General features: G+C 62.6%; 21 protein-coding genes and 2 riboswitches. Of the genes, 9 read left to right on the top strand and 12 right to left on the bottom strand.

What is annotated here, in order from left to right; translation table 11 throughout:
- Window positions 1–23: 23 nt before the first annotated feature.
- The 7 genes from EQW76_RS12050 to epmA form a co-directional block, all read right to left on the bottom strand.
- A complete protein-coding gene (locus EQW76_RS12050; protein WP_142824856.1) occupies window positions 24–2,513 on the bottom strand; it encodes a glycoside hydrolase family 2 protein in 2,490 nt (829 codons plus the stop codon).
- Between the two features lie 14 nt (window positions 2,514–2,527).
- Complete coding sequence (locus tag EQW76_RS12045) at window positions 2,528–3,487, bottom strand: DUF1839 family protein (protein WP_202617165.1); 960 nt, start codon at window positions 3,485–3,487, stop codon at window positions 2,528–2,530.
- Window positions 3,488–3,495: 8 nt separating this feature from the next.
- Window positions 3,496–4,404, bottom strand: coding sequence for an amino acid--[acyl-carrier-protein] ligase (locus tag EQW76_RS12040; RefSeq protein ID WP_142824629.1), 909 nt, complete (start codon window positions 4,402–4,404; stop codon window positions 3,496–3,498).
- Window positions 4,405–4,409: 5 nt separating this feature from the next.
- The gene (locus tag EQW76_RS12035; RefSeq protein WP_142824628.1) at window positions 4,410–5,591 is read right to left on the bottom strand and encodes an acyl-CoA dehydrogenase family protein; all 1,182 of its coding nucleotides are present in this window, start codon (window positions 5,589–5,591) and stop codon (window positions 4,410–4,412) included.
- Window positions 5,591–5,842, bottom strand: coding sequence for an acyl carrier protein (locus EQW76_RS12030; protein WP_111219575.1), 252 nt, complete (start codon window positions 5,840–5,842; stop codon window positions 5,591–5,593). The genes EQW76_RS12035 and EQW76_RS12030 overlap by 1 nt, the downstream gene beginning before the upstream one ends.
- A 278-nt stretch (window positions 5,843–6,120) precedes the next feature.
- Window positions 6,121–7,191, bottom strand: coding sequence for a lysine-2,3-aminomutase-like protein (locus tag EQW76_RS12025; protein WP_142824627.1), 1,071 nt, complete (start codon window positions 7,189–7,191; stop codon window positions 6,121–6,123).
- A complete protein-coding gene (gene epmA / locus EQW76_RS12020) occupies window positions 7,188–8,252 on the bottom strand; it encodes an EF-P lysine aminoacylase EpmA (protein WP_142824626.1) in 1,065 nt (354 codons plus the stop codon). Before epmA ends, EQW76_RS12025 begins: the two co-directional genes overlap by 4 nt.
- Before the next feature lie 150 nt (window positions 8,253–8,402).
- Between epmA and efp the strand changes: the two genes are divergently transcribed.
- On the top strand, window positions 8,403–8,972 hold the full coding sequence (gene efp / locus EQW76_RS12015) for an elongation factor P (RefSeq protein WP_142824625.1): 570 nt from the start codon (window positions 8,403–8,405) through the stop codon (window positions 8,970–8,972).
- An 86-nt stretch (window positions 8,973–9,058) separates the two neighbouring features.
- Here efp and EQW76_RS12010 read toward each other — a convergent pair whose 3' ends face one another.
- Window positions 9,059–10,930 (bottom strand): ABC transporter ATP-binding protein/permease, encoded by a 1,872-nt coding sequence (locus tag EQW76_RS12010; protein WP_142824624.1) that lies wholly within the window; start codon window positions 10,928–10,930, stop codon window positions 9,059–9,061.
- 238 nt (window positions 10,931–11,168) lie between these two features.
- A riboswitch (SAM riboswitch) is annotated at window positions 11,169–11,249 on the top strand.
- 46 nt (window positions 11,250–11,295) lie between these two features.
- Here EQW76_RS12010 and metA point away from each other — a divergent pair.
- From metA to EQW76_RS11980, 6 genes are all read left to right on the top strand, one after another.
- Entirely contained in the window at window positions 11,296–12,219 is a 924-nt protein-coding gene (gene metA, locus EQW76_RS12005) for a homoserine O-succinyltransferase (protein WP_142824623.1), read from the top strand.
- Between the two features lie 106 nt (window positions 12,220–12,325).
- Window positions 12,326–13,351, top strand: coding sequence for an aldose epimerase family protein (locus EQW76_RS12000; protein WP_142824622.1), 1,026 nt, complete (start codon window positions 12,326–12,328; stop codon window positions 13,349–13,351).
- An 89-nt stretch (window positions 13,352–13,440) separates the two neighbouring features.
- Window positions 13,441–14,214: a GntR family transcriptional regulator gene (locus EQW76_RS11995; protein ID WP_142824621.1), complete on the top strand. Its 774-nt coding sequence runs from the start codon at window positions 13,441–13,443 to the stop codon at window positions 14,212–14,214.
- A complete protein-coding gene (locus EQW76_RS11990) occupies window positions 14,211–15,236 on the top strand; it encodes an SIS domain-containing protein (protein WP_142824620.1) in 1,026 nt (341 codons plus the stop codon). The genes EQW76_RS11995 and EQW76_RS11990 overlap by 4 nt, the downstream gene beginning before the upstream one ends.
- Window positions 15,236–16,420 (top strand): N-acetylglucosamine-6-phosphate deacetylase, encoded by a 1,185-nt coding sequence (gene nagA, locus EQW76_RS11985; protein ID WP_142824619.1) that lies wholly within the window; start codon window positions 15,236–15,238, stop codon window positions 16,418–16,420. Before EQW76_RS11990 ends, nagA begins: the two co-directional genes overlap by 1 nt.
- Window positions 16,417–17,145, top strand: coding sequence for an SIS domain-containing protein (locus EQW76_RS11980; protein WP_142824618.1), 729 nt, complete (start codon window positions 16,417–16,419; stop codon window positions 17,143–17,145). Before nagA ends, EQW76_RS11980 begins: the two co-directional genes overlap by 4 nt.
- A gap of 28 nt (window positions 17,146–17,173) precedes the next feature.
- On the opposite strand, the gene EQW76_RS11975 is transcribed toward EQW76_RS11980, so the two are convergent.
- The 4 genes from EQW76_RS11975 to EQW76_RS11960 all read right to left on the bottom strand — a co-directional run bounded on the left by EQW76_RS11975 (window position 17,174) and on the right by EQW76_RS11960 (window position 20,794).
- Complete coding sequence (locus EQW76_RS11975; RefSeq protein ID WP_142824617.1) at window positions 17,174–17,575, bottom strand: response regulator; 402 nt, start codon at window positions 17,573–17,575, stop codon at window positions 17,174–17,176.
- Window positions 17,576–17,752: 177 nt separating this feature from the next.
- Window positions 17,753–19,579 carry an ABC-F family ATP-binding cassette domain-containing protein gene (locus tag EQW76_RS11970; protein WP_142824616.1) on the bottom strand — a complete coding sequence of 609 codons (1,827 nt, stop codon included), beginning with the start codon at window positions 19,577–19,579 and terminating at the stop codon, window positions 17,753–17,755.
- A gap of 3 nt (window positions 19,580–19,582) precedes the next feature.
- The gene (locus EQW76_RS11965) at window positions 19,583–20,233 is read right to left on the bottom strand and encodes a thiamine diphosphokinase (RefSeq protein WP_142824615.1); all 651 of its coding nucleotides are present in this window, start codon (window positions 20,231–20,233) and stop codon (window positions 19,583–19,585) included.
- Between the two features lie 72 nt (window positions 20,234–20,305).
- Window positions 20,306–20,794, bottom strand: coding sequence for a MarR family winged helix-turn-helix transcriptional regulator (locus tag EQW76_RS11960; protein ID WP_224127919.1), 489 nt, complete (start codon window positions 20,792–20,794; stop codon window positions 20,306–20,308).
- 149 nt (window positions 20,795–20,943) lie between these two features.
- On the opposite strand from EQW76_RS11960, the gene EQW76_RS11955 reads away from it, so the two are divergent.
- Both EQW76_RS11955 and thiB read left to right on the top strand, forming a co-directional pair.
- Entirely contained in the window at window positions 20,944–22,485 is a 1,542-nt protein-coding gene (locus tag EQW76_RS11955; RefSeq protein ID WP_142824614.1) for an MDR family MFS transporter, read from the top strand.
- Window positions 22,486–22,549: 64 nt separating this feature from the next.
- A riboswitch (TPP riboswitch) is annotated at window positions 22,550–22,666 on the top strand.
- 48 nt (window positions 22,667–22,714) lie between these two features.
- Window positions 22,715–23,743: a thiamine ABC transporter substrate binding subunit gene (gene thiB, locus EQW76_RS11950; protein WP_142824613.1), complete on the top strand. Its 1,029-nt coding sequence runs from the start codon at window positions 22,715–22,717 to the stop codon at window positions 23,741–23,743.
- The last annotated feature ends 6 nt before the right edge of the window (window positions 23,744–23,749 follow it).

Below are 23,749 nucleotides of genomic sequence, written 5' to 3'. Positions count from 1 at the left end.
CTACGCCGGCGCCGCTCTCTACGTCAGATCGAGACGATATGCCGGCTGCTGATCGTGCCGATCTGCACGGCCGGCGGTCTATCGACCACGCCGGCATCCCTCGGGATGAGCTTGACGCGACGTGGCGCCCCTGGCGCGAGGTGAAACCAGTCGTCCTCGGCCCTGAAACCCTCCGCCTCGATATGGACGGACTGGGCGAACCGCTCGCATTCGAGATCGACGAACCATGCGCCATCCTCAAAGACAACCGCCGCAACGATACCGGGCGCGTGAAAGGCCCTAGCCCTGCCGAGCGGGAAGTGAAAGGCCTCCGCCTGGATCGCGCCTGGTATCTTCGGGTCCGATACCAGCGACCGCAGGCGGGCAACGGTGACATCGTGCGACGGCGGTCCGAAACGAAAGGCATAGGTGGTGTCGAAGAAGGCACCGAACAGATTGGTGCAGGCGATCTCCTGGCTGGAACGGGCATCGAGCGTCAACTCGCGCCGGCCGCTGACGACAACCTGGCGGCCGTCGCGCAGGGCGGAAACCTCGAGTTCCAGCGCAAGCGGCGCAGCAGTCTCGTTGATGACATGCACGGTAAGCCCGTTGGTGCCCTCGTCGGTCATCAGCACCTGCACCGGCCGGAACGCACGGCGCATCGCATACCAGACCGGCTTTGGCTCGCCTGTCGCATCGATCACCCCCCAGCCGGGGCCGGGCAGGAGGTCCTGCAGCGTCCAGACCAGCGCGCCACTGCAGCTCGAGCCCGTGCGCCGCCACTCGCCATAGGTCGCCTCCACCACCTCGCCGGTGGTGGCGCGCGAAAGGTCGAGATAGAGATTGGGGTCCTCGCGGCGCAATCGGGCCGGATCGAAACCGTAGAGTTCCTGCAGATAGTGATCGCGGACATCCTCGAAATCCCAGGAAGCGCTGCGGTCGCGCGGTACACGGGCCTTCCATTGCGGGCTGTGGACGGCGGGAGCGGGCAGATGCGCATCGAGCGTGCGTTGCTGCGGCACATTGGCGAAGGCGAGGCTTTCGGCTGCGAAACGGACATGGGCGCGACGGGCATCGTCGAGCGGCCTGAGATAGGCGCCGACGCCATAGTAATGGGTCACGCCTGTATCGGGCGAGAACGGCATGGCGCCACCGACGGGGGAGTTGGCGACATAGGGCACGTCCGGGCGCCTTGCCTCGGCGACGGCCGGCAGGATCTCCTCCGTTACCGGGTTCATCCAGAACCGCTGCGGCAGTCCCATCATCGCCGCCTGCTGGTACATTTCACTGCCGCCGCAGATGACGGCCAGCGACGGCGACAAGCTGATGGCGTCGAGAAATCCGGCGGCCTCCCTCTCGACATGCGCATGAAATGTCTTGTCGGTTTTCGGATAATCGAAATTGGCAAACATCATGTCCTGCCAGACAAGAATCCCGAGCTCGTCGCAAAGCCCGAAGAACTCCGGCGTCTCATAGACCATCGTGCCGCCGATCCGCACCATGTTCATGCCGGCCTCTGCCGCCAGCCGCAGCCACGGCTCATAGGCGGCACGGTCGCCGGGCAGCCGGACGATATCGGCGCTAGTCCAGACCGCACCCCGGCAAAAAATGCGCTCGCCATTGACGACGAGGGCGAAATCCCGGCCATCGGCACCGCGATCGACTTCGATGCGGCGAAATCCGGTGCGGCCGGCGGTGTGGACCACACCGTCGATGACGAGGGCCACATCGTGGAGATCAGGCCTCCCATGGCTATTCGGCCACCACGGACGGACGGCGGGGATCGTCAGCGTCGCCGCCCAATGGCCTTTGCCATCGCTTTCAAGGTTTTGCTCGGCCCCGGCGCAGGAAAGTACGATGGCGCTGACCTTACCCTCCACCGACAGGGAAACATGCAGCCGCCCCTCGCCGCTCTCGCTGAGTTCAGGTCGCAGGACGAGATCGCGGATAGCGACGGGCCCCGGCCGCAGCAGCGATATCGGCCGCCAGGGGCCGACGGCATGAATCTCGGGGCACCAGCCCGGCATATGGCCGAGCAGCGTCGTGCGGACCATGCGCAGCCCCTGCGGCACGATCATCTGTGGCCGCCAGCGGGCGCGTGGACCGGGCTCTGCAAGCCTTGGCGCCAGCGCCCGAAAACATAAGCCCAGCTCGTCGCCGCCGAGCAAGGTGACCGGCAGGTCATGGCTTTCGAACATGCTCTCGCTGGGCAGAAGCATGACGCCGTTGAGGAAGACCTCGCAGAGTGTCGCAAGACCGGCAAGGCGTAGCACGGCATCGCCAGGCGCTGCGTCGACCAGCCGGCAGAAATACCAAGCATCACGATCGTTCAGTGGTTCCGGATGCTCGCGGTCGAAGAGGCCCGCCTTCTCCAGCGCTTCTGCGACGGTGCCGGGCACCGTGGCCGGGATGAAGGCTGCACCCAACGACACGTCGGCGGGCGTCTGCCATTCGCCGGGAGCGGTGAGGACAAGGGTCCAGCCCTCGCCCAGCAGCGTCTCCTCAGCGCCGATGCCTGCCAAACGCCCCTCGATTGCCATTGCCCGTTTCAGACCTGTCGTTCCAGAAGCCCGACCATGGCATCCCATGCATCCGCCACCGGATCAAGCGCCGTCTGCAGCGGCTCGAATTTCCGCCGCGTCACCGCCCGGGCGATCTGGAACTGCACCGATTTTGCAGCCTCGGATAGCCGCCGGGCTTGCGCACTTGCAGCCGCGAATTCCGGCGACATCCAGTCGAGATGGCTGCCGCCGAGTTCGAAATTTGCGCCAACCTGACGCAGCGTGTTGAAAGCATATTTGTGGAACACGCCGAACGGCCTCTCGGAAATCGCCTCGACCTGGGCGGCAAACACCGTCGCAAAGGCGCGGATCGGGTTGTCGCGCGGGCGCCGGGCAAAATGGGCTCCCAGCAGGCGACGGGCCGTCCGGCGGATTTCAGCTTCGGCCGGCGGCTGCAGCGGCAATTTAGCGAATTCCGTATAGGGCAGGAACGGCGGCGCACCTTCCGGCAGGTGTCGCTGGAAAACGCCATAGAAGTCCTCGCCGGAGAGCCGGAAAAAGCCGCCATTGTGGAAATAATCGAGTTCGCGGGCAACCGGGTCTAGCCTGTTGATCGCCACCGTCGTCTTGCCGTGCTCGGTACGGTAGGCGACGCCTTGCGTATCCGGCATATAGAACGAATCCATCTCGACGAGGCAAAGCCGCCCGCGCGCGATCTGCACCGCCAGATGCCGTTCGACGTCGTCGTAGATGGCAAGTTCGGTGCAGCGGATGCCATAGAGCGCCTCGAGGTCCTCCAGCGGCACCTTGAAGAAGGTGAACTGGTCGCCCTCGAAATCCTGCCCCATGGTGAAGCCGAGCATCGCCTCTGGCGGCAGGCCGAGCGTGTTCAGCACCTCGATCCACAGATCGATATAGCAGTTGGTTTCCGGCCACATCCGTTCGCTGTCGTGCAGCCGGTGGCGGGAATAGCCGGCAGGATCGAGCCCGGGAAATACTGACGGCATCCCGGCGATCAGCCCCACAGGACGTCGCGCACCGGCGCCGGCCAGGCTTTTACGTCGAGCCCGTGATGGTGGAACAGCGCCAGCGCAATCCGCTCGAGCCCGAAGCCGACGCAGGCCGTATGCGCGACCTTGCCGTCGGCAAGGTTGAGGCCCCATTTGGTGCCGAACGAATCCTGGTGATAGTTGAAGCTCATGCAGGCCGTCGGATTGGCGGTCGAGGTGATCGGGATCAGCAATTCGAACTTCAGGTTCTGGTCGCGCTGGTTGTTGACCATCATTTTGCCTGCGCGGCCGAAGAACGGGTCATTGGCGACATCGATGACGACCTCGAGACCGACCGACTTCATCATCTCGACGCCACGATCCATCCAGCTCTGGCGGAAATCCGTGACATGCTGCTCGGTGCCCATGCAGACATATTCGCGCATGCGAAAAAGCTGCTGGCGGGCGGGATCCTGTGACGGTTCATGGCGGAAGCAATAGGACTGCAGGTCGAACAGCGCGCCCTTCGCCGGCAGGTTGCCGCGCCGGGCCACCGTCGGATAGAGCGGATAGCAGGCGGCGGGCGTCAGCACGATCTCGGTTGCTTCCTGACCCTTGGTCCAGTCGTCGCCAACCTCCATGCACTTTAGCAGGTTCATATGGTCCATCTCGCCGCCGCAGAAGCTGTGGACCGTGCCGGCCAGCTGCGGAAAGCTCTTCATGTAGCCGCTCTTTTCAAAGATCGCGCGGTTCATGCCGGGCGGGAAGCGCATCGCCTCCGCACCGTCGTCACCGCCGAACCTGTCGATCAACCGCTCGAAGGCAGCGATGACGTCTTCAAACTGGCCGCTGCGGCCATAGAGGCCATCGACACCGGTGTCGATCAGGAGGCCTGATTCGAAGAGCCGATCGAGAAAAGAAACCTGCATGTCCATGGCGATTACCCCAGCAAATTGGTGTCTTGTTTGTGGACCAGCAGCATCGTCGATGTGTTGGCAAGGATGCGGTCGTTCGAGATCATCAGCTGCGCCGAGTGCGCGTCGCGCAGGTGGCGGCCGAGGCTGTAGGGCGTACCGTTCTTGTAGCCCATGATGCCGCAGATCAGCATGGCGTGGTTGATGATCGGCAGGATCGCCTCTGAGGAGACGATCTTGACGTTGTTCATCGCCACCGCGAAAGCCATGGAAGACAGGCGGTCGGCATCGAGCTTGGCCTCTTCGTAGACTTTCAGCGCAGCGACGACGTTCGACTTGACCATCTGTAGCTGGCCGGAGACCTCTGCCAGACGCAGCGCGCCGGGCGGAGGCGTGCCGGGTGACTTCCGGGCCGCAGCGCGCACGAAAGCCTGGGCACGGGCCACCGCATCGGCGGCGATCCCGTACCAGAGAGCGCTCCACAAGAGGTGTGAGGTGGCAAGCATGGACTGCGCGGCAATCTCGGCAAACGGTTTCGGCAGGATCTGGACGGCCGGCGCTTCTCCCTTGAATAGGAAGCCATCGGAGCAGGTGCCGCGCATCCCGAGCGTATCCCAAACGGAGGTTCTGTCGAGCGTGTACTGGTCCTTCAGGAAGGCCGTCAGCACCTGGTCGGAGGGTGCCGCATCGGCGTGAGCGCGCGATGTAATGAGGATGGCGTCGGCATAGGCGCCGTAGGAAATGACGGTGGTGTCCTTCTCGAGGAAGCAGCTGTCGCCCTCGACGCGGATGGCGCAAATGCTGTTGCGCATGTTGCCGCCGATGCCGCCTTCGGTCGTGGCAGACGCCAGCAGCAGCTGGTCACGGGCGATACGGCGCATAAAATCGCGATGCCAGTCGCTGCCTTCGCCGTGCTCGACCAGGCTCGACAGCTTGATCTGGTGCATGGCGAAAATCATCGCGGTGGCCGCGCAGGCTTGTCCGAGCACGGTGCACAGCGCGGCGATTTCAGTGATTGTCGCGCTTTCCCCGCCGAGTTCGGTCGGGATCTGGATCGACAGCAGGCGTTCGGCCTTCAGGGCTGTGACGGCCTCGCGCGGAAACCGCGATTCGCAGTCGACGGCATCGGCGTGTGCTGCAGCAATTGCCGCGACGCGGGCGATGCGGGCATTGAGATTGTCCTTCGCTATCGCCACCGCCACGCTCATCAGGCCACCTTTCTGGAGCCGAGGATCGCATCCACCGTGCTGGTGATGGCGCTGATGCTGGCAAAGGATTTACGGTTCAGCAGGTTGTCCGGAAACTCCATGTCGAACGCCTCTTCGAGCCCGAGCATAAGCTGCACGGATGCGAAGGAGGAAAGGCCTGCCGCATAGAGATCGGCGTCGTCGGCAATGCTGTCGACGGGCACTGGAAGGCCCCCGAGCTTGGTGAGCAAACCACGGATTGTCTCGTTCATCCAATCGTCTCCAGGTGTTTTTAGCGGTCGTACCGCCTTATCTGAGGTTGTTTTAGGCGCAAAATTCCAACATACCGCTAAGCCTTCTGGTTAAGGAAAGATGAGCGTTCGCCGGCCATTGTTCATGATCCGGACAGAATGTAATCCGCCGACACGCTAATAATATCGGGGGTTGCTTCTCTTAGCGCGGATTGGACCGGGTAGGTAGAGCAACGCTCCTGGATGCGTCCGGAAAATGTGAAGAAGATAAATTTTCGTGAGTCGTCGCGGGATCGCGCCTAGTCAGGCTTACCGCTGCCGGATGGCGGCGGGTAATCGTGCCATTCGCCTCGGAAATCGGAAACCGAATAGCAACCCTCGCCGACATCGCGGATGGCACGCTCGCCGATGACCGCTTTGCCGTAGCCGCCGGGAATATCGAGGATATAGGCCGGCTGGCAGAGACCGGACAAGCGACCGCGCAACTCGGCCACAAGGCGCTGGCCCTCGGCGATGGTCAACCGGAAATGGCTGGTGCCGGGCGCGAGATCGGGATGGTGCAGATAGTAGGGTTTGATCCGCGTTTCCACGAAGGCGCGCATCAGCGCCGCCAGTACCAGGGGATCGTCGTTGACCCCTTTTAAAAGTACGGACTGGCTGACCATGACGATGCCGGCATCGACAAGACGGGCACAGGCGGCGCGTGCGTCCGCCGTCAGTTCGCGCGGGTGGTTGGCATGCAACGCCACATAGACCGTCTTGCCGCTCGCCTTCAGCGCGGCCACAAGCGCTGCGTCGATCTTCTGCGGATCGACGACTGGAACGCGGGTGTGGAAGCGGACGATCTTGACGTGATCGATGGCAGCAAGCCCGGCCAGCAGTTCTTCGAGACGCCGGGGCGACAGAACCAGCGGATCGCCGCCGGTGAGGATCACCTCCCAGATCTCCGGATGGGCGCGGATATAGTCGAAAGCGGCATCGAGTTCGCCGGCATCCAGCGTACCCATACCCTGCGGACCGACCATCTCGCGGCGAAAGCAGAATCGGCAATAGACGGGGCAGACATGCACCGCCTTTAGCAGCACACGGTCGGGATAGCGATGGACGATGCCTGTGACCGGGCTGTGGGCCGCATCGCCGATGGGATCGGCACGCTCTTCCGGCGTCACCACCAGCTCTGCCATATCGGGCACGAATTGCCGGGCGATCGGATCATCGGGATCGGTGCGGTCAATCAGTGCGGCAATGGCAGGCGTCAGCGCGATGGCATAACGTTCCGCGACCGCTTCCAGCGACGCCGCGTTTTGCCCATCGACAAGCGATGCCCGCTGGAGATCGTCGACTGTCCTGATCGATCGAATGACGTTCATCTTCCGAACTCCGCAACGGGCGCCCAAAGCACCTGCTCGATGCGGGATGCTCCGGTAGCCAGCATCACCAGCCGGTCGAAACCGAGGGCGATGCCGCTTGCCTCGGGCATGATGGCAAGCGCGTCGAGAAAATCCTCGTCGAGCGGATAGGTTTCGCCGTAGACCCGCGCCTTTTCCGCCATCTCGATCTCGAACCGCCGCCGCTGTTCGACGGCATTGGTGAGTTCGCCGAAGCCATTGGCAAGCTCGACGCCGCAGGCATAGAGTTCGAAGCGCTCGGCGACACGCGGATCCCGCGCCGAGGGCCTGGCAAGAGCGGCCTCGGAGACCGGATATTCGTCAAGGATCGTCGGTCGGCCAAAACCGAGATGCGGTTCGATCTTTTCCACCAGCACCCGGCTGAACATATCCGCCCAGCCATCGTCGCCGGCAACACGCATGCCGAGGCGGTTCATTTCCGCAGCAAGGCAGTCGCGGTCCGTCTGTCCGTCGGCGGCAACCGAGGACAAGAGGTCGATGCCGGCATGCTGCAGGAAGGCCGCCGCAACGCTGATCCGCTCCGGCTCGGCAAAGGGATCGCACTCGGCACCCCGGAACGCCAGCCGCGCAGCCCCCGCGGTTTTCGCCGCCAGTCGCATTATATCGACGCAGTCAGCCATCAGCTGCTCGTAGCCTTCGCCGACCCTGTACCATTCGAGCATGGTGAACTCCGGATGGTGCAAGGGCCCGCGCTCACGGTTGCGATAGACATGGGCAAAGCATGCAATACGTTGTTCGCCCGCGGCCAGCAGCTTCTTGCAGGCAAATTCCGGCGACGTGTGCAGGTAGAAGGGTGCCGCCTGACCGTCGGTCGTCAGGGCTTCTGTAGCGAAAGCATGCAGATGTGCCTCGTTGCCGGGCGATATCTGAAGGGTTGCCGTATCAACCTCGAGGAAGTCGCCGGCTGAAAAAAAACTGCGCAGCGCCGCCTGGATCGCATTGCGGCCGATAAGAAAAGGCCGTCGATCCGCATGGACGCCGGGCGTCCACCAGGGAGATGCTTTTGTCAGGCTGGCGTTCATTCCGCGCTTTCTTTTATAGGATGAGCCGCGACGGGGTGGCTATTTCCACCATTTTAGGTTAGTTGCGCCCCCAAGAAAACATTGCTGCATCAGGGAAACGGGCTCGGTCCGTCCTCTACGATGCAAAAAGCTGCGTTACAAGGAAGTCTTATGGTCAAGGTTATCGCCTCTTCGATCCGCAAGGGCAATGTGCTCGACGTCGACGGCAAGCTCTACGTCGTGCTGACGGCCGCCAATTTCCACCCCGGCAAAGGCACGCCGGTCACCCAGATCGATATGCGCCGGATTTCGGATGGCACGAAGGTTTCCGAGCGCTGGCGCACGACCGAACAAGTCGAGCGCGCCTTCGTCGAGGACGTCAACCATCAGTACCTTTACGAAGACAGCGACGGGTTCCACTTCATGAACCCGCAAAACTACGACCAGGTTACCGTCGATGCCGAAACCATGGGCGACGACAAGGCCTACCTGCAGGAAGGCATGACCTGCATCCTGTCGATGCATGAAGGTATCGCGCTTGCCATCCAGATGCCACGCACTGTGACGCTTGAAATCATGGAGACTGAGCCGGTCGTCAAGGGCCAGACGGCGTCGTCCTCCTACAAGCCAGCCATGCTGTCGAATGGCGTTCGCACCATGGTGCCGCCGCATGTCAATGCCGGCACCCGCGTCGTCATCATGACCGAAGACAATTCCTACGTCGAACGCGCCAAGGACTGATCCCGGACCTGGCACTCCATCTCGATAAAAGGCCCCGAACGCGTGGATTGCGCGTCGGGGCCTTTTTCGTATCCGGGCGAAGTTGTTCAGGCGGGCCGCACCGTCTCCTTGCGGACAATGGGGCGCCGTGCCGGGTTTTGTCCGCGAGCAGCACCCGAGACAGGCTTTGCAGGCGGCGCTGTCGGGTCCGGCGGAACCAGGGCCTGCAGATGCAATACCCGCGGCGACATGAGTTCAAGATAAGCCTCTGAACGGCCGATATAGATCATCGTCGTATCCTTGAGTTCGCCCAGAAGCGCAACCAGGCGCTTCTGGATATCCGGCTCCAGGCCTTCGAGCGTTTCGTCGAGGATCAGCCAGCGCGGCTTGGCGAGCAGGGCATGGGCAAAGCCGACGGCCTTCTGTTCGTCGGTATCGAGCATACGATCCCAGCGGGCGTTCGTATCGAGCTTGCCTTTCAGCCTGCCGAGACCAGCTTTTTCAATCGCCATTTCGAGGTCGGAATCCGGGTAGGCATCGCGTGCCTCGGGGAATGTCATGGCCTCGCGCAGCGTTCCGCTCGGGACATAGGCGGTGTGCGGCATGAACAGCATGTCTTCCGGCGGCGGCAGGTCGATCTCGCCCTTGCCGCAATGCCATTCGCCGGCTAGCGCCTGGAACAACAGCTTGCGGTTCACGCCGTGATCGCCGTTGATCATGATGTGCTCGCCGGCGGTGATCGTCACCGTGCCCTCGCGGATCCGAAAACCGTTCTCGACGATCTCGTCGGACATCTTGGTCGAGACCTCGAGATCCTTCAGCACCATCATGCCAGGCGCAGCGCGGGCGACGTCGATCATGTTGGGCAGGTGATCCTCGATATCCATCTCGACGACCGCCTCGCGAAAATCGGTAACGCGCATCAGCGTCGCGCGCCACTCGGCGATCGGCCCGAAATTGGCGACATACCAGCGCAGTGCCGTGTTCACCTGGTTGAAGGCGCCAACCACCATCATCAGCTGGCCGATGCTGAGGCCGCCCGAGAAGTAGGCTGGCGCCGCCACCAGGATTGGAATGACCAGCACCATCCAGCCGTAGCTCGCCGACACCCAGGTAAGATTGGTGTTGGCGATGGCCAGCTTACGGATAACGCCGAGCACCGAGGAAATATCGCCGTTGATGCGGCGGCGCTCGTTTTCCTGTCCGCCGGCAATGGTGATCGACGGCATGTACTCGTTGGCGTGCATCAGCGCGAAACGCAGTTCGGCCTCCTTGGAGTAGCGGTCGGCATTGAGCCGCACCAGCTTGCCGCCGACGAACTGGCTGAGGAAAGAAGCCGAGGCGGCATAGATAATCGCCGCCCATACCATGTATCCCGGAATGGAAAAGCTGCTGCCGCGAAAATGGAATATGAAGCCGCTCGACAGCTCCCAGAGCACGCCGATGAAGCTGATCAGCAGGATCGTCGACTGGACGAGGCCGATCGCAAGGCCCGTGGTGCTTTCTGCAAGGTTGCGGGCATCCTCATGGAGACGCTGGTCCGGATTGACGCCGATCAGACCAGACGACGCCAGCCGCAGGGCGCGCTTGCCCTTCAGCCACTGATCGACCAGGTCGCGCGCCAGGCCCTCGCGCATGTAGAGCGCCGCCATCTGGTTGAGCCAGGCCTGGATGACGTTGAGCACCAGCAGCGAGCCGGCGATCATGCCGAAGACACCAAGCTGTTTCACGAATTCGTTAAGGTCGCGTCGTGCCAGCGAATCGTAGAATGGCGCATTCCACTCGTTCAAGAGAACCTGCACATAAGCCGTCACGAGAATGATGACGAACAGCGATACCACGAGCGATATGAGCCTGACGCGCACGGGCGAATGCCAGAACGCCGAAAGCATCATCCTCAACCTGTACAGCACACTCAAGTCGTATCCGACGCGCGCATCGCCCTGGACGCTGGGCTTCTCTGTAGTATCAACGGCCATCAAAAAATCCTGATCCTCATCCCTCAGATAGTCATGGCCATCGCACATGTCCATCCATGCGAGCCCGAAGCGCGTAGCGCCAGCGATCCCTGGCCTGGAACCGCCCTCCTCGCCATCAGCTTGCGCTTCAAACCTTATGAAAGCCTTATACGCCCGAATGCCGCTGCAGGTTCACCACGCCGCGCCGCGCATTTACCAACCGGCGATTGATGTTGATTCGAAACCTGTCCAGCGCTATTTAACATCGCGTGGTGATTTGGCCGGCCGGCTTGCAGCCACGTTAAACAAGTCGCTAAATCAGGGCCGCATGCGGACCGGTAGCGATTCGTTTTTTCGCCGCCGGTTTAGTTGATCGAGTAACGCGCATGCCCATTAAGATCCCCGATACACTGCCCGCCTTCGATACCCTCGTCAAAGAGGGCGTGCGGGTGATGACAGAGACGATGGCCGTCCGTCAGGATATCCGTCCGCTGCAGATCGGGCTGCTCAACCTGATGCCCAACAAGATCAAGACCGAAATACAGATGGCGCGCCTCGTCGGCGCCTCGCCGCTGCAGGTCGAGTTCTCGCTGATCCGCATCGGTGGGCACAAGGCGAAGAACACTTCCGAGGAGCATCTCCTGTCGTTCTACGAGACCTGGGAGGAGATCAGGCATCGCAAGTTCGACGGCTTCATCATCACCGGTGCGCCGATCGAGTTGCTCGACTTCGAGGAAGTCACCTACTGGGACGAAATGCGCCAGATCCTCGACTGGACGACCACCAACGTTCATTCGACGCTGAACGTCTGCTGGGGTGCGATGGCGGCGATCTACCATTTTCACGGCGTGCCGAAGCACCTGCTGAAGGAAAAGGCGTTCGGTGTCTACCGGCACCAGAACCTGAACCCGTCCTCGGTCTATCTCAACGGCTTTTCCGACGACTTCGGCGTGCCCGTGTCGCGCTGGACCGAAGTCCGCCGCAAGGATGTCGAAACCGTCCCTGGCTTGGAAATCCTGATGGAATCGCCGGAAATGGGCATTTGCCTTGTGCACGAGAAGACAGCAAGGCGGCTCTACATGTTCAACCACGTCGAATACGATTCGACGTCGCTGGCAGACGAATATTTCCGCGACGTCGATGCCGGCATCCCGATCAAGATGCCGCACGACTATTTCCCGCACAACGATCCGTCCCTGACGCCGCCCAACCGCTGGCGCAGCCACGCTCATCTGTTCGTCGGCAACTGGATCAACGAGATATACCAGACGACACCTTACGACATGGCCGACATCGGCTTGCAGAAATAGTCACGTCCCCGGGACGGAGGTCTGATTCCGCCGGCAGGCGGGTTGCGGATAGCGGCGAATGGAGGCAGGGTCGGCGCCTCGCATTAGAGACGAATGGGATGAGGACATGACGGACAGCACTTTGCAGCGCGAAGTTTTCGGCAAGACTGCGGCCGGCGAGACGGTACACCGCGTCAAGATTACAGGCGGCGGGCTGACTGCCCATGTCATCAGCTGGGGAGCGGTGATCCAGGACCTCCGGCTTGAAAACCACGCGCCGGCCCTGACGCTTGGCTTCGACAACTTCGAAAGCTACGAAAAGCACTCCGCCTATTTCGGCGCAACGCCCGGCCGCTGCGCCAACCGAATCGCCGACGGCAGGTTCACGCTCGACGGCAAGACGTACCAGCTGGACCTGAACGAGAACGGCGTAACCCATCTGCACGGCGGCTTCGACAATATCGCCCTGCGCAACTGGACGATCGTCGAGCATGCCGCCGACCGCGTCGTCCTCAAGATCGTAGATCCCGATGGCCGCAGCGGCTATCCCGGCAACTGCACGATCCAGGCTACCTACTGGGTCCACGGCAATGGTGAGCTATCGGTAATCTACGAGACCACGACAGACCAGCCGACCATTGCCAATGTCTGCCAGCACGCCTACTTCAATCTCGACGGCCGCGACGATGCGCTCGACCACGACATCATGATCGCAGCCGACCACTACCTGCCGACCGATGCGCGGCAGATCCCGACCGGCGAGATCGCTCCCGTCGCCGGCACGCCCTTCGACCTGAGAGAAATGGGCCCGATGAAGCGCTTCGTCGACGGTGAACAGGTACTATACGACCACAATTTCTGTTTATCGCTGGAGCGCACGGCCAAGCGCGCCGTTGTTCTCGCCCGCAGCATCAATTCCGGCGTAACGCTCGAAGTGCGTACGACGGAACCGGGCGTCCAACTCTACGCCGGCTTCAAGCTCGACGTCCCCGTCCCCGGCATTGACGGCAAGATGATGGGTCCGTTCGCCGGTTTCTGCCTGGAGACGCAGATCTGGCCCGACGCCATCAACCAGCCGGGCTTTTCCTCCGCTTCGCTCCATCCCGGCGAAGTCCTGCGCCAGGAAACGGACTACATTTTCACGAAGAACTGAGCGCGCAGCCTTCGCTGGTCGCAGGCCAAGCGACCAGCGCCCAAGAGATACCTTGCAAAGTGGTCCTACATAGGTTCTAATCCGAACCCATGGATAGAACCAGTTTGATTTCCGAACTGAATGGGCGCGGCTTGCGGGATGCGGCAGCGAGCGGGCCGCTTTACAGGCGTTTGGCGATAGCGCTGACCGGGCTTATTCAAGAAGGACTGTTGAAACCGGGCACTGCATTGCCGGCCGAGCGCGATCTCGCCGAAGGACTGCAGCTCGGCCGTGTCACCGTGCGCACCGCCTATCGCGACCTGCTGACGGCAGGCACTCTGGAGTCGCGGCACGGCAGCGGTACTTTCGTCTCCCAGAAGGTCGAGCGGATGGAACAGTCGCTCTGGCGCCTCTCCTCCTTCTCCGCCGATATGCGCTCGCGCGGTCGCTCGCCGGCGGCAAAAATCCTGTCCCGGAGCGTTTCCATGCCGACGCCCGAGGAGACCTTCCTGCTCGGCCTCGGCGTCGACGAACCGGTGCTGCGGCTCGACCGATTGCGGCTGGCCGACGGACTGCCGCTCGCCATCGAACGCGCCGTCGTCCCGACCCAGTTCCTGGCCGAAGACGCGGCCGGCGAGAGCTCCCTTTACGATGCCCTGACTGCCAACGGGTTCCGCCCGGTTCATGCCCTGCAGCGGCTGACCGCAGTCACCCTCGACCCATCCTCGGCCGCCACGCTTGACGTCAAGCCCGGAGCCCCGGCACTGCTGATCGAGCGCATCTCGCGCCTGGCTGACCAGCGGGTCGTCGAATACACCAGATCGCATTATCGCGGCGACGCCTATGATTTCGTCGCAGAGCTGAAAATTGGAGATGACCTATGACGCAATCCCTGATGCTGACCGAGGCCGGCCAGTCGCCCGATGCCGTGGCGACCTTGCTGGAGAAGGAAAAGCCGGTCTTCGCCGAAATCGCCAAGCTGTTTGCTGTGGCTAGACCCTCCGTCGTCACCACGGCGGCGCGCGGCTCGTCGGACCATGCTGCGACCTTCTTCAAGTATCTGTTCGAGATCTCCTGCGGCGTCCCCGTCGCCTCGATCGGCCCGTCGATCGCCTCGGTCTACAATGCGCCGCTGCATCTGAAGGGTGGCATCCATTTCACCGTGTCGCAGTCCGGCGGCAGCCCCGATATCATCGCCCTGCAGGCCGCCGCCAAGAAGGGCGGAGCAACAACGATCGCCGTCGTCAACGTCACCGACAGCCCACTGGCGCGGCAAGCCGATATCGTCCTCGACCTGCATGCGGGCCCTGAGAAAAGCGTCGCCGCAACGAAATCCTTCATCACCGCCGTCGCTGCCCTGTCGGGCGTTACCGCTGCCGTCTCCGGCAACAGCGCACTGCAGGATGGCCTTTCACGCCTGCCCCAGGCATTGGCAGCCACCGATGGCATCGATAGTGCTGCCGCCGAGGAGGTGCTGTTCGGAGCCAGCTCGCTCTACACCGGCGGTCGTGGTCCGGCCTTCGCCATCGCGCTGGAAGCGGCGCTGAAGGCCAAGGAGACGTCGGGCCTGCACGCCGAGGCCTTCTCGCTCGCCGAATTGATGCACGGCCCGATGCGGCTGGTTCAGCCCGGCTTCCCGGTCGTTGCTTTCGCCCCGGACGACGCCGCGTTTGCCAACAACGCCCAGGCTCTGGAGCGCCTTCAGAAACTCGGCGCCACCGCCGTGTCTTTCTCGACCACCCCGCTGCCGGGTATCAACCTGACAATGCCCTCGACCGGAAACGGCCTCATCGACCCGCTGGTCTCCCTGCTCTGCTACTATCGGATGATCGAGCGAGTGACGCGCCGCAAGGGTTTCGATCCCGACAAGCCGGCTAATCTTCTCAAGGTGACGGAGACGATGTGATGGACTACACGGTCTTTACCGGCGCCCGCATCTTCGACGGCGACCGCTTTCACGACGACAACGCGCTTGTTGTCGGCGATGGCCGGGTGCAGGCGATCACCGCCCGAAATAGCCTGCCGGAGAGCAGTGTGCGTGTGGAACTCGACGGCGGCGTGCTGGCACCGGGCTTCATCGACGCACAGGTGAACGGCGGCGGCGGGCGGCTGCTGAACGAAGATCCGTCGCCGGCCTCGATGTATACCATTGCCGAAGGCCATCGCCGTTATGGCACGACTTCCCTGCTGCCGACGCTGATCACAGACATCGGCGCTGCCACGACCCGGGCGATCGAAGCCGCCATCGAGGCTGTCAAAGCCGACCGGGGTGTCGTCGGCCTGCACCTCGAAGGGCCCCACCTGTCGCCGGCGCGCAGGGGCGCCCACCTGCCGGAACTGATGCGGCCGGTTGAGGACAGCGATGTTACGACCTTCATCCGTGCCCGCGAGGCAATCGGCACGCTGCTGGTCACCATCGCCGCCGAGCAGGTGACGCCCCGCCAGGTGCAGGCGCTGAACGAGGGCGGCGTCATCGTCAGCCTCGGTCATTCCGATTGCGCGGCCGATGTTGCGGACGCCCTTTTCGATGCCGGCGCCCGTGGCGTCACCCATCTCTACAATGCCATGAGCCAGCTAGGCCATCGCAGCCCAGGTCTGGTCGGTGCGGCGCTCGATCATCCCCGTACGTGGTGCGGCATGATTGCCGATGGTCACCATGTCGATCCCCGTGCCTTGCGCGTCGCCCTGCGCGCCAAGCGCGGCGAGGGCAAGCTGTTCTTCGTCACCGATGCCATGTCGCTGGTAGGTTCCGATGCCGACAGCTTCGAGCTGAACGGCCGCACGGTCTACCGCGAGAAGGGCGGCTTCTGCTCGAAGGTGGTACTGGCCGACGGCACGCTGGCCGGCTCCGACGTCGACATGGCCTCGACCGTGCGCTACGGCGTCGGCATGCTGGAACTGCCGCTGGCCGAAGCGCTGCGCATGGCGACTTCCTACCCGGCCCGTTTTCTGCGCCTGACTGACAGGGGTCACTTGTCGCCGGGTGCGCGTGCCGACCTCGTGCACATCAACGATGACATCGAGGCGACCGCCACCTGGATAGCCGGTGCTGCGAAGTCTGTCGGGACAGGCCCGGAGACATCCGTATGACCGCGATCACGGATGCCTATTTCCTGGAGGTGATCGAAAGGCTCGGTGCACTGCGCCAGTCTTTAGCCGAGCCGATGGCAAGGGCTGCTGCCGTTATCTGCGAGGCGGCGCGCAGCGACCACCGCGTTTATCTGTTCGGGACAGGCCACTCTCACATGCTGGCAGAAGAGGTGCATTATCGCGCCGGCGGACTGGCGATTACCGTTCCGGTACTGGTCGGCTCGGCGATGCTGCATGAAGGTGCCGTCATAAGCTCGATCTACGAGCGCACCCCGGGGCTGGTTCGACCGGTGCTGGAACGCTACCGGATGGAGCGTGGCGACGTGCTGGTCATCGCCTCCAATTCGGGCGTCAATGCCGCGCCGACGGAAGCCGCCGACTACGGCCGGGAAATCGGCGCCACCGTCATCGCCATCACATCGCTCGCCTATTCGGCAGCCATCGCCAACGGTCGCAGGCGCCTCGCCGATATCGCAGACATCGTCTTTGATAACGGTCTTCCCCCCGGCGATGCGCTGGTCGATTTGCCCGGCACCGACCTCAAGGTGGGGCCGGCATCGACTGCCATCGGCGCGACACTTCTAAATGCAATTTTTGCTGAAGTTGCTTCACAGCTGTCAGGAGACGGCGATCCGCCGGTCTACCGCAGCGCGAACATGCCGGGAGCGAAGGATATCAACCAGCGCCTAGTAGACATCTACAGGCCGCGAAACCCGCATCTTTGATGATGCCGGCAGGCAACTGACCAGTCGCTCAGGCGGCAAAGACTTCCATGTCACGGGGAACGGCGGCCAGTTGGCCGGTCAGCCGTCCCATTGCGTATTTCAGAGCTTGGGCCACCATTCCAGGCTGCACGGGCTTGCGCAGGACACCGAGGGTTCCCTGAATCCCGCCCGACACGACCTCGGGGTTTGCCGTCATGAAGACGACGGCTATGCCAAATTGCTCCGCCAGCATGCGGCCAATCGCCGGACCGGTTGGCCCGTCGGAAAGATTGACGTCGACGAGGGCGATATCAGCATGGGGTGCCGCCGCCAGCGCCCGCGCCATCGTGTTGGCGATGGCTGCGACCTGCAGTCCATTGCTTTCCACCATGTCTTCGAGATCGAGTGCGATCAGCAACTCGTCTTCGACAATCAGCACTTTCCTGTCCATCGTCATATCCTTGAAGCCAGGTGGGGCGCATCAGGCCAGCACCTGAGGCTTGCAAAAGCAATACACACTGCCTCCACGTACCCCCTTGAATGGTCGGATCAGACGAATGTTCCACGCGGAGACAAGAAATTTTCCTGCTACGGTTTCTTGACCATGAAATTGACGCCTTTGCTGTTCTCAGGAGCCCATCTGCTCGCGAATCGTCTCGAGCTCCAGCCACTCCTCTTCCATTTTCGTCACCTTGCCGCGCAGCTTCTCGACTTCCTTTGCGAGAGCATTGAACGTTGCCGGATCCTTGGAAAACAGCTTGGGGTCAGACATTTTCAGTTCGCGGGCAGCAATTTCAGCCTCCGCCTTGGCGATTTCCTTCGGAATATTTTCAAGCGCATAGGTCTGCTTGAACGACATCTTGGCCTTGCCCTTGACGCCGCCCTGGTTACCGGCGTTCGATCCACCGCCCCGGGCTTTCTCGGCCTTTGCGGCCTTGCGAAGCTCGTCGGCAACGCCCTTGCGCTGTATCAGCATGTCGGAATAACCGCCGGCATATTCGATCCACCGGCCATCGGGCGCGTCAGGATTCATCGGCGCGATGGTCGAGGTAACGGTACGGTCGAGGAAGTCGCGGTCATGGCTGACGAGGATGACGGTGCCGGCAAAGCTGGCAACGGTTTCCTGCAGCAGATCGAGCGTCTCGATGTCGAGGTCGTTGGTCGGTTCGTCGAGGATGAGGAGATTGGTAGGCCGCGACAGGATACGGGCGAGCATCAGGCGAGCGCGTTCGCCGCCCGACAATTTGCGGATCGGCGTGCGTACCTGTTCCGGCGCGAACAGGAAGTCCTTCATGTAGCCCGTGACGTGGCGCTGCTCGCCATTGACGATCAGGCTTTCGCCACGCCCGTCGGTCAGGTAATGGGCCAGCGTCTCTTCCGGATCGAGGTCTTCGCGTTTCTGGTCAAGCGTGGCGATTTCGAGATTGGTGCCGAGCTTAAGCTTGCCGCTGTCCGGCTTCAGCTGGCCCGTCAACATCTTCAGGAGCGTTGTCTTGCCGGCACCGTTGGGGCCGACGAGGCCGATGCAATCGCCACGATGGACGCGGATCGAGAACGGCGCGACGATCGTCCGCTCGCCATAGGCCTTGGTGATCAGTTCCGCCTCGATCACCAGCTTGCCGGATTCCTGCACGTCGGAAATGTTGGCGTTGACCGAGCCCTGCGGACCCTTGTGGCCGCGATAGTCGGCGCGCATCGTCTGCAGATCGCCGAGGCGGCGCATGTTGCGCTTGCGACGCGCGGTGACGCCGTAGCGCAGCCAGTGCTCTTCGCGCTCGATCTGCTTGCCGAGCTTGTGCTGCTCAAGCTCTTCCTGCTCGAGCACCGTGTCACGCCAGGCCTCGAAGAAACCAAAACCCTTGTCGAGACGACGCGAAGTACCGCGGTCGAGCCAGACGGTGGCTGTCGAGACCTTCTCGAGAAAGCGACGGTCATGCGAGATCACGACGATGGCGCTGCGGGTCTTCTGCAACTCGCCTTCCAGCCACTCGATGGTCGGCAGGTCGAGATGGTTGGTGGGCTCGTCGAGGAGCAGGATGTCCGGTTCCGGCGCCAGCACGCGGGCGAGTGCGGCCCGGCGGGCTTCGCCGCCCGAAAGGCTCTGCGGATCCTCATCACCGGTCAATCCCAGGTGCGAGAGCAGGTAGGTGAGGCGATAGGGATCGTCGCCCGGTGTCAGCCCGGCCTCGGCATAGGCGAGAACAGTCTTGTGGTCGCCGAAATCGGGCGCCTGTTCGAGATAGCGGATCGTTGACGAAGGATGGCGGAAGATTTCGCCGGATTGCGCCTCAACCATGCCGGCGGCGATCTTCAACAGCGTCGACTTGCCGGAGCCGTTGCGACCGACCAGCGAAATCTTGTCGCCGGGCTCCACCTGGAAATTGGCACCAGCCAGAAGCGGAGCGCCGCCGAAGGAGAGAAAGATGTCGTCGAGTTTCAGAATAGGGGGGGCCAAGGGTCAGACTCCGGAAAGGTCATAGGGGCGGGCAAGGACGATGGCCCTGCCGCTCGAAAGGGAAAAGCGCACGATACCCTGCGCAACGTTTGAAATGGTGCGGGAGGCACCGAACGGCAAATGGAAACCGGCAAGCGGATAGCGGGCATTGTCAATCGACAGGCCATCGAGCGCGCTGAAACCGGAAACGGAAAACAGGCTACCGGCGGGAAGGTCTATCTCCATGGCGCCGGCGATCAGCGGCACGGCCTCCTCCTCGCCGGAGGTCAACAGCATCGAGAACCCCTGCTCCGCCAGGCTGACGCCGTAGAGAAGCAAGGCCAGCGCATGGTCGGACCGCTCGCCACCGAGCGCGCCGGCAAGCACCAGGCGACGGGCACCGCGACGGATTGCCTCCTCGATGGCAATCTCGCCATCCGTCTGGGCCTTGGCGGCAGGATAAGGCTGCCGCGGCACATCCGGAAAGGCCTCGCCGAGGTCAGCCGGGCTCGAATCGAAATCGCCGACCCACAGTTCCGGCACCACACCGAGCGCCTGCGCATGGCGCATTCCGCCATCGGCGGCGATGAAGCGACTGCCGGCGACTGCCGCCTGAAGCCGCTCCGTCAGATGCAGCGCCCCGCCAAGCAGGATCGTGAAGGTGGATGAACTCATGGGCCAAGCCCATAGCGCAAAGACCGGTCGATAGGGAAGAGCGACAGCCTGTCATCCGTCAAATCGGCGCCTTTAGGGATCCGAATCCCGGTAGCGCGCCCGAAACGCATCCTCGAAGCCACCGATGAACTGATCGAAAAGCCGCGAAAAGGTCTGCATGTCGTCCTCGGACCAATCGGCAACGATATCCCCGATGAGCGCCCGCTTCTGTGCCTGCACCTCTGCAAGAAGCCGCTGGCCGAGCGCGCTCATCACCACGACGATGCGCCTTGCGTCCGCCTGCGACGCCTTGCGGCGCAGGACGCCACGCGTCACCATCTCGGCAACGATGCGGCTGGCCCGCGACGGATCGATCCGCAAGATCTCGGCCACCGCCCCGACTGTCACCTCGCCCCCCGCCTCGGCCCGTCTGATGGCATCGAGCACGTCGAGATGCGAGAGCTCGAGGTCCGGTGCCACGTTCTGGATCGCCAGCCGGCTGATCATCCGGCGTCCGGTCATCAGCCGCATCCGCGTCATCACCTGTCCGATGTGCTGGATATACGCCTCCTGCGCATCCATCGAAACCGGCTCGTCTGTCTTCAAGGTTACTGTCATTCCGCCACGGTAACAGATCATCGCGAAAAGTTGAATATGCAGAATGCATTCAAATGCGCTTGACAGATATATGCTATCAGCACATATAACGGCCATTCTGGATAGGAAGCCCCATGGATATGCACCTGCCGTCTGCGCCCCTTGTGGCGGATCCCCGTCGCCGGCTGATACTTTACCTGTTCCTGATGGTTGCCATGTTCATGGCGATGCTCGACAACCAGATCGTCTCGACGGCACTCCCGACCATCGTCGGCGAATTCGGCCATCTCGAGCGTTTCGGCTGGATCGGCTCTGCCTATCTCCTTTCGCTGAGCGCCGTCATGCCGGTCTACGGCAAGCTGGGCGACCTTTTCGGCCGCAAATACGTGATGATCACCGCGATTGCCATCTTCACCGTTGGCTCCGCCATCTGCGGTCTTGCCGTATCCATGAACACTCTGATTGCCGCCCGCGTTCTGCAGGGGCTCGGCGGCGGCGGTATCCTCGTATCGATCTTCTCGATCAACGCCGACCTGTTCGAGCCTCGGGAGAGAGCCCGCTACCAGAGCTATTCCAGCCTGGTCCTGATGGCATCAGGCGCCATCGGCCCGGTGCTCGGCGGCACGATGAGCGACCTGTTCGGCTGGCGCTCGATCTTTCTCGTCAACATACCGATCGGCTTCATCGTCCTTGCCGGCCTCGTCACCATGCTCCCCTACCGGAAACCCGCCCGCAAGCCGCAGATCGACTATGCCGGCGCCATCGTCCTGGCGATGACGACCACCTGCATCGTGCTTGCCGCTGACGGTACCCAGCTGTTCGGATCGCTGCTGTCCCCGGCAGTTCTCGCTATTATCGCATTCGGCATCGTCTGCGCCATGTCCTGGATCTTCATCGAGCGCCGCGCCCCGGAGCCGATCGTGCCGATGCAGTTGTTCCGCAATCCGACCTTCGGGCTGTTGCTGATCACCTCGCTCACCAGCGGCGCCATCGCCATAGGCATGGTCAACTATTTCGCGCTGTTCCTGCAGACGACCACTGGCCTTTCGCCCTCGGTTGCCGGCCTGTTGTTCATTCTCCTGACCGGCGGCATCGTCTGTGGCTCGCTATCGGCGGGACGGCTTATCTCGGCCACCGGCCGCTACAAGCCCTTCGCCATCGGCAGTGCGGCCTGCAGCATGATTGCCTTTGCGGCCCTGTCGCAAGTCCACGCGGGCACGCCGGTTTACCTGATCGGCGGCCTGATGCTGCTTCATGGCATCGGCATCGGGCTTGCCCAGCAGGTCCCGGTCATCGGCATCCAGAATGCAGCCTCCAGCCGCGATATCGGAGCAGCCACCGGCGCCGTCACGCTCTCGCGCATGGGGGGCGCCTCGATCGCCATCTCCATCTACGGCGCCATCATCGGCTCCCGCCTGCTGCATGTCGGCCTGTCGATCCCCGGCGTCAGCAATATCGAGGAAGTCACACCGAAGATGATGGCGGCCTTGCCGGCTGCCACGCGCGAAGCCGTGGCCGAAGCCTATGCCGCCGCCTTCAACCCGCTGTTCCTGACGGCGTCGGGCATCTGCCTTGTCGGCCTGGTCACCGCACTTTGCCTTAAGAACGTCCAGCTACCGGGCGCAACCATTGCCAAGACGATCGACCCTGCGGCTGCAGCCCACGTCGCGGACTGATAAAGCTGGGCTTCGCGCGTGTCGGGGGCCCTTGCCATCCACCCCTCCCGCCGCTACATCTTTCCTCGCTCTAACGGGGTGCCTTGTGTCCATCCGGACATCTGGCTGAGAGGCTTTCACCGGCCAACCCGCGGAACCTGATCCGGTTAACACCGGCGGAGGGATTAGACGCGCGAAATCAACAGCGCCTATTCTCCGTTTTAACGCGAACCAAGGAGGAGGCGCTTCGATGCCCACCCGATCTCTGACGACATTTATGGCTGGCCTTGTTCTGGCGGCCGGCACGACACTTCTGACCGCTCATGCCAGCCAGGCAGCAGACAAGACACTGACCGTCTATACCTACGAGAGTTTCACCGCCGACTGGGGCCCCGGCCCCAAGGTCAAGGCGGCGTTCGAAAAGACCTGCGGCTGCACCGTCAACTATGTCGCCGTCACCGACGGCGTCGCGCTCCTGTCGCGCCTGAAACTCGAGGGCAAGGACACCAAGGCGGACGTGGTTCTTGGTCTCGACACCAATCTCGTCGACGAAGCCAGGGATACCGGCCTGTTCGAGCCTGCCGGGATCGATACGACGGCCGTGAAGTTGCCGGGCGACTTCAAGGACGACGTCTTCGTTCCCTACGATTACGGTCACTTCGCAGTGGTCTACGACACGCAAGCCATCAAGAACCCGCCCAAAAGCATGAAGGAACTGGTCGAGGGAGACCCGTCGCAAAAGATCGTCATCGAGGATCCGCGCACCTCGACACCGGGCCTGGGCCTGCTGCTTTGGGTCAAGTCGGTCTATGGCGACAAGTCGGCGGAAGCCTGGAAAAAGCTCAAGGGCCGCATCCTGACCGTCACGCCCGGCTGGTCGGAAGCCTATGACCTGTTCACGAAGGGCGAGGCACCGATGGTGCTCTCCTACACGACGTCTCCCGCCTACCACATGATCGCCGACAAGACCGACCGCTACCAGGCGGCATCGTTCTCGGAAGGCCACTACATCCAGATCGAGGTCGCTGGTATGACGAAAACCTCGGCTAACAAGGATCTGGCCCGCGACTTCCTGAAATTCATGATCACACCCGGTTTTCAGGACATTATCCCGACCAACAACTGGATGATGCCGGGCGCCGCCACCTCGGCGCCGCTGCCGGACGCTTTCGGCAAGCTCGTCGTACCCACCAAGACGTTCCTGATGAGCCCGGCCGAAGTCGACAAGAACCGCAAGGCCTGGATCGACGAATGGCTGGCCGCCACCAGCGGCAACTGATCGAGC

The organism is Rhizobium sp. rho-13.1 (assembly GCF_007000305.1).
In the GTDB taxonomy this organism is placed as follows: Bacteria; Pseudomonadota; Alphaproteobacteria; order Rhizobiales; family Rhizobiaceae; genus Rhizobium; species Rhizobium rhododendri.
Note: the sequence above shows the minus strand (reverse complement) of the source record. Positions and strands in the feature narration are given on the sequence as shown.